The organism is Amycolatopsis rhizosphaerae (genome assembly GCF_007713715.1).
Lineage (GTDB): Bacteria > Actinomycetota > Actinomycetes > Mycobacteriales > Pseudonocardiaceae > Amycolatopsis_E > Amycolatopsis_E rhizosphaerae.
Window position 1 is genome coordinate 1 of sequence record NZ_VJWX01000511.1, and the last position, 5,153, is coordinate 5,153.

Consider the following 5,153-nt stretch of genomic DNA (forward strand, 5'->3'; position numbering starts at 1 on the left):
ACCGGATACCGACGCCTGACCCTGCGCTACGAACGCAAAGCCAAACACTTCCTCGCATTCCTCCAACTCGGAGCCGCCATAACCAGCTGGAAGAAACTTCGAAAACTCACCACATGAGACGCGCTCTTAGGTCTTGTGATGGCCGACACTCCGTGGTGTCATAGGTCTGATACAGAGAATCATATCGCGTATCACTGTATCAGTCGGTGTAACTGCTCCCGGTCTCGAGGAGAAGTGAAAACATGGACAAAATCACCAGGCGCCACGCGTTGAAGGCTGGTGGGGCGTTGGGGGTCCTCGGCGCGGCGGGTCTCGCCGCGCCCGCGCAGGCGCAATCGCTGTGGACGTGGTCGTCCCGGGGTTCGGTGGCGGGGACGGGCGACGGCGCCGACCCGCGGTGGGTGTGGGACCCGGAGGCCGATCCGTTGCTCGCCTCGATCATCGACCGGGGCGAGGTCACCAAGGTCAACGAGGCACTGCGGACCTGGACCAAGAACGGCCAGCCGCTGCCCGACGGGCTGCCCGCGGACCTGCGGGACTTCATGGAACGAGCCCGCGGCCTGCCGTCCTGGGCCGATCAGGGCAAGCTGGCCACCGCGTTCGACTTCAACGAGAAGCGAGGGCTCTACCTCGGGGTGCTGTACGGGCTGGCCAGCGGCATGATGAGCACGGTCATTCCCCACGAGGCGCGCGCCGTGTACTACTCCAAGGGCGGCGCGAACATGAAGGACCGCATCTCCAAGACCGCCAAACTCGGCTACGACCTCGGGACACGCAACGCTTTCCAGCCCGACGGCGAGATGATCGTGACCTGCGTCAAGACCCGGCTCGTGCACGCGGCCGTGCGCCACCTGCTTCCGCAGTCGCCCTACTGGCCGCAGACCGCCGACCAGACGATACCGATCAGCCAGCGGGACATGCTGGTCACCTGGCACAGCCTGCCCACGACCGTGATGCGGAGGCTGACCGACTGGACGGTGCCGATCCCCGCCGCCGAGTCCGAATCCTTCCTGCACTCATGGCAGCTGACCGCGCACCTGCTCGGCATCATGGACGAATACACCCCCGCTTCCTGGGACGAGGCCAACGCCCAGGCCACGCAGGTCCTGGACCCGGTGCTGGCCCCGACGAGCGAGGGTGTCGACCTCGCCCACATCCTGCTCAACCTCGGCTCTTCGATCGACGGTGGCATCCTGACCTCGCACGTGCTCGGTGCCTTCACCCGCTTCATGCTCGGCGACCAGATCGCCGAATGGCTGCAGATCCCGGCGGAACCGGTCTGGGACCCGCTCCTGCAGCAAGCCTGGGGGCCGTTCATCGCGGTCCGCGAAGGCCTGCTGCCCTTCCCCGCGGCCCCGGCGGCCTACTGGACCTTCGACGAGTTCCTGCGCCAGGCGGCACTGCTCTTCCTGTCCGAAGCAAAGCCCATCAGCATCGAAATCCCGGACGCCAACCGCCCGTTGTGAACGCTCCGGTGCGGCTGCGTTCCTGCCGGTCCGGGAGGAACGAAGCCCTCCCGGACCGGCAGGGACCACCGGCTCGAGGCGTCAGCGTCTCGGTTCGCGGCCCCAGTAGGCCGTCACCAGCGCGCTCGCCAGCAGCGCGAACGCGGCGATGAGCAACGACAACCGGAGGCCCGGAACGAAGGCACCCGCGATCAGGGTGCCGAACAGCGCGACCCCGACGGCACCGCCCATCTGCCGGGCCGTGTTCAGTTCCGCCGAGGCCACCCCGGCGTGCGCCGGCTCGACCACCTCCAGCACCGCGGCGGTCAGCGCGGGAACCGCGACCCCGCAACCGAGCCCCACCGGGATCGTGACCAGCCAGATCACCCAGTCCGGCGCGCCGGGCCCGGCCAGCAGCAGGCCCAGCAGACCGAGGGCGAACACGAACTGGCCGCCCACCATCGGCAACCGGGTGCCGAACCGTCCGCTCAGCCTGCCACCGACCACATTGGACAGCGTCGTGGCGACACTCATCGGCAGGAAGACCAGGCCGGTGGTCAGCGCCGAGTCTCCCCGCTCGTTCTGCAGGAAAAGGCTCAGCAGGAACACGATTCCGTAGTAGGCGAAGTTCAGCACGAAACCGGCCACCGAGGCCGAGGAGAACGCGGGACGCGAAAACAGCCCCATCGGCAGCATCGGGTCCGGCACCCGCCGTTCCCACCACACGAAGAACGCTCCGCAGACCACGGCCACCGCCACCGCGGCCACCACCGGCGGCCTGGTCCAGCCCGCGGTGCCTCCCTCGATCAGCCCGAAGGTCAGCCCGGCCAGGGACAGCATCACCGCCACCTGGCCCGGCAGGTCGAGCCGCCGTTTTCCCGCGGCACCGCCACCCGGTGCCGCGGCCGCCATGGCCGCCGTCAGCAGACCGCCCAGCCCGATCACCAGATTGACCAGGAACAGCGATCGCCATCCGAGCGCGATGAGGAGCACACCGCCGAGCACCGGCCCTGCCGCCACGGCACCTCCGCCTGCCGCCGCCCACAGCCCGAGCGCCTTCGTCCGCCGCTCCGCGTCGGGGTAGGCATGCCGGATCATCGCCAGCGACGACGGCAACTGCAGGGCGGCGCCGATCCCCTGGACGAACCGCGCCGCGATGAGCATCTCCGGCGACACCGCCACCCCGCACCCCAGCGAGGCGAGCACGAACACGCTCAACCCCACCACGAACGCGCGCCGCGCGCCCAGCCGGTCGCTCAGCGAGCCACCGATGAGCTGGAGGGCGGCGAACATCAGGGTGTAGCCGTCCACCACCCACTGCAGCTGGGCCAGCCCCGCGCCCAGCTGCCGCCCCAAGGTGGGCAGGGCGACGTTCACGATCGTCGCGTCCAACCCGACCATCAGGAAACCGAAGCAGGCGGCGGCCAAGGTCCAGCGCGCCCTCGAGTCATGCGGGACGGCCGGACGGCCGGGAGCGAGTTCTGTAGGCACCGCACCACAGTGCTGCGTTCGCTCCGGTCGGACAACGGGCCAGGGTGGACCTGACAGGGTCACCCTCGGGAACCGGCAGGCGGCTCCGGCCCGTTGCAGACCGGAACTACCTCCGGGGAGGTAGTTCCGGACCGTGTGCATCGCGGACGGTAGGGCGCGAAGCCGTCCCCGGTGCGATGCCGGCAACCCCTTCCTGCCTGCATGGTTGAGGTCTCGATCGCGGGAATTCGCCTTCCTGCCGAACCAGAAACGAGGACATCATGCAGACCATCGCCAACACCGGGCAGGCCGAGGCGTGGAACGGTTACGAGGGCCGTCACTGGGCCGAGGAGCGCGAGCGGTACGACGCCGTCAACGACGGCATGAACCAGCCCCTGCTGGACGCCGCCGCGATCACCCCGGCCAGCCGGGTGCTCGACATCGGCTGCGGCACCGGCCGCACCACCCGCCTGGCCGCCGGGCAGGCGGTTCAGGGTACGGCGACCGGCATCGACCTGTCCGCACCCATGCTCGCCGCGGCGCGGAAAGCGGCCTGGAACGACGGCATCGAGAACGTCTCCTTCGTGCAGGGCGACGCCCAGGTCCACCCCTTCCCGGACGGCTCGTTCGACATCGCGATCAGCCGCGGCGGAATCATGTTCTTCGCCGACCCCATCGCGGCGTTCACCAACATCGCCCGCGCCCTGCGCCCCGGCGGCCGCCTGGCTTTCGTCTGCCCGCAGAACGCCACTCCGGCTTCGGACTTCGCTCACGCGCTGGCACCATTGTTGACACTGATGCGGCAGGCGGCGCCCGCAGCGGAAGCCGACGCGAGTCCCGGCCCCACCTCTCTGGCCGAGCCCGACGTGATCCGGCATGTGCTCACCGACTCCGGATTCACCGGGGTGACCAGCACCGCGATCACCGTCCCGATGGTGTTCGGCTCGGATCCCGAAGACGCGAGCGAGTTCCTCTTCGCCATGGGGCCGATGCGTTTCAACCTCTCCGGTGCCGACCCCGACGCCGTCGCCGGAGCGCGCGCCGCGGTCACCGCGAACCTCCGGGAATTCGAGTCCGGCCCCGGCGTCGTGCTGCGCGCCGACCTCTGGCTGGTCCACGCCACCCGGACCGGCGCGGCGGCATGAACGACGCTCTCCGCGACACTCCACCGGCGGGGTGTCGCGGACGAGCCGCTGTCTCGTAGCCCGCTGGAAGGGCGGGGTGGGCTGGCGTGATAGTTGATCACGGCGTGGTGCGGGTGATTTCGGCGTCGTGTTCGGAGTGGATCGTTCCGGCGGCGACCTACCAACCAGCCGACGGCAACGATCTGTCTGAAGGGAAGGAACAACTCAACACCACACACCGCGGCATCCGCGCCCGTGCTGAACACGCACTGGGCTGATCTCACAGAATTTCATGTGAGCCGACCGTGTTCAAAATGGGTGAGTACGAGTGCGGCTTTGACGATGTCACCAATTCTGCGAGGGCTTGTGGTGATGTGGCGCAATGATCGCCATCGGCCGGTGAGCAGCGCGAACCCGCGTTCTCCGAGGCAGCGGACGCTGCGCAGTAGCGCGTTGTAGGTGCGCGTGTCCACGTCGAGGACCTGCCCTTCTGCGGGTTGTTTGACCGGGGTGAGCACGCCGATCCCGGCGCCGTCGTAGCCGCTGTCGGCCAGGGTGGGCAGGTCGAGTTGGGAGGCGGCCCAGTACAGGGCGCCGAGCACATGCTCGCGGGCCGCGATCAGATCGTGCACCGAGCCGGGTGCCACGTCGGAGACCCACAGCGGGAACCCGTCGGGGGCCATCACGGCCTGAACGTTGCCACCAGGTTCGCGGGCCTTGCCGGAATACCAGGCGTCGATCTGCTCGCCCTTGACGCTGAGGGTCTCCTCGCCCAGCCGATCGCTGGCGAACAGCTTGCCGTCCAACACGACGTGCGTGGCGCCATCGGCCTTGGCATTGCGCAGAGCCTCGTGCAACTCCGGTGCCCGCATGGCCAGCACATCGATCGCCTCGGCCAGGTAACGGTAGCCGGTGGCGCGTGAGATGCCGTGGTCGCGCGCCAGCGCGGGAACATCACGACTTTCACGAAACCAGCGCGAACAGCTGCCGGAAACAGGTCAGGGCTCTGCTGCGGCGCGGGGTGCAGCGTTCACGCCGCTCCGCCCGCAGCAGACGGCCAAGGTACTGGGCGAGTGCGCGGGGCACATCGAGGATGGCACGATAGGCAATCACG

The 5,153-nt window shown here is 68.8% G+C and carries 4 protein-coding genes and 1 pseudogene; 3 read left to right on the forward strand and 2 right to left on the reverse strand.

Annotated elements, in window-relative coordinates; genetic code table 11:
- The first annotated feature begins 242 nt into the window (after positions 1-242).
- A complete protein-coding gene (locus tag FNH05_RS31875; protein WP_144592559.1) occupies positions 243-1,466 on the forward strand; it encodes an oxygenase MpaB family protein in 1,224 nt (407 codons plus the stop codon).
- Between the two features lie 81 nt (positions 1,467-1,547).
- On the opposite strand, the gene FNH05_RS31880 is transcribed toward FNH05_RS31875, so the two are convergent.
- A complete protein-coding gene (locus tag FNH05_RS31880) occupies positions 1,548-2,936 on the reverse strand; it encodes an MFS transporter (protein WP_186382839.1) in 1,389 nt (462 codons plus the stop codon).
- Positions 2,937-3,196: 260 nt separating this feature from the next.
- Between FNH05_RS31880 and FNH05_RS31885 the strand changes: the two genes are divergently transcribed.
- Both FNH05_RS31885 and FNH05_RS38450 read left to right on the forward strand, forming a co-directional pair.
- Entirely contained in the window at positions 3,197-4,060 is an 864-nt protein-coding gene (locus FNH05_RS31885; RefSeq protein WP_144592561.1) for a class I SAM-dependent methyltransferase, read from the forward strand.
- Positions 4,061-4,164: 104 nt separating this feature from the next.
- Positions 4,165-4,317, forward strand: coding sequence for a hypothetical protein (locus tag FNH05_RS38450; RefSeq protein WP_186382840.1), 153 nt, complete (start codon positions 4,165-4,167; stop codon positions 4,315-4,317).
- Positions 4,318-4,329: 12 nt separating this feature from the next.
- On the opposite strand, the pseudogene FNH05_RS31890 reads toward FNH05_RS38450, so the two are convergent.
- Positions 4,330-5,152 (reverse strand): annotated as a pseudogene (locus FNH05_RS31890) (transposase family protein).
- Position 5,153 lies beyond the last annotated feature (1 nt).

What these genes read in the sequence shown, in the direction of transcription:
- FNH05_RS31875 (WP_144592559.1), top strand. Translation starts at nt 243, where the DNA reads ATGGACAAAATCACCAGGCGCCACGCGTTGAAGGCTGGTGGGGCGTTG.
- FNH05_RS31885 (WP_144592561.1), top strand. Translation starts at nt 3,197, where the DNA reads ATGCAGACCATCGCCAACACCGGGCAGGCCGAGGCGTGGAACGGTTAC.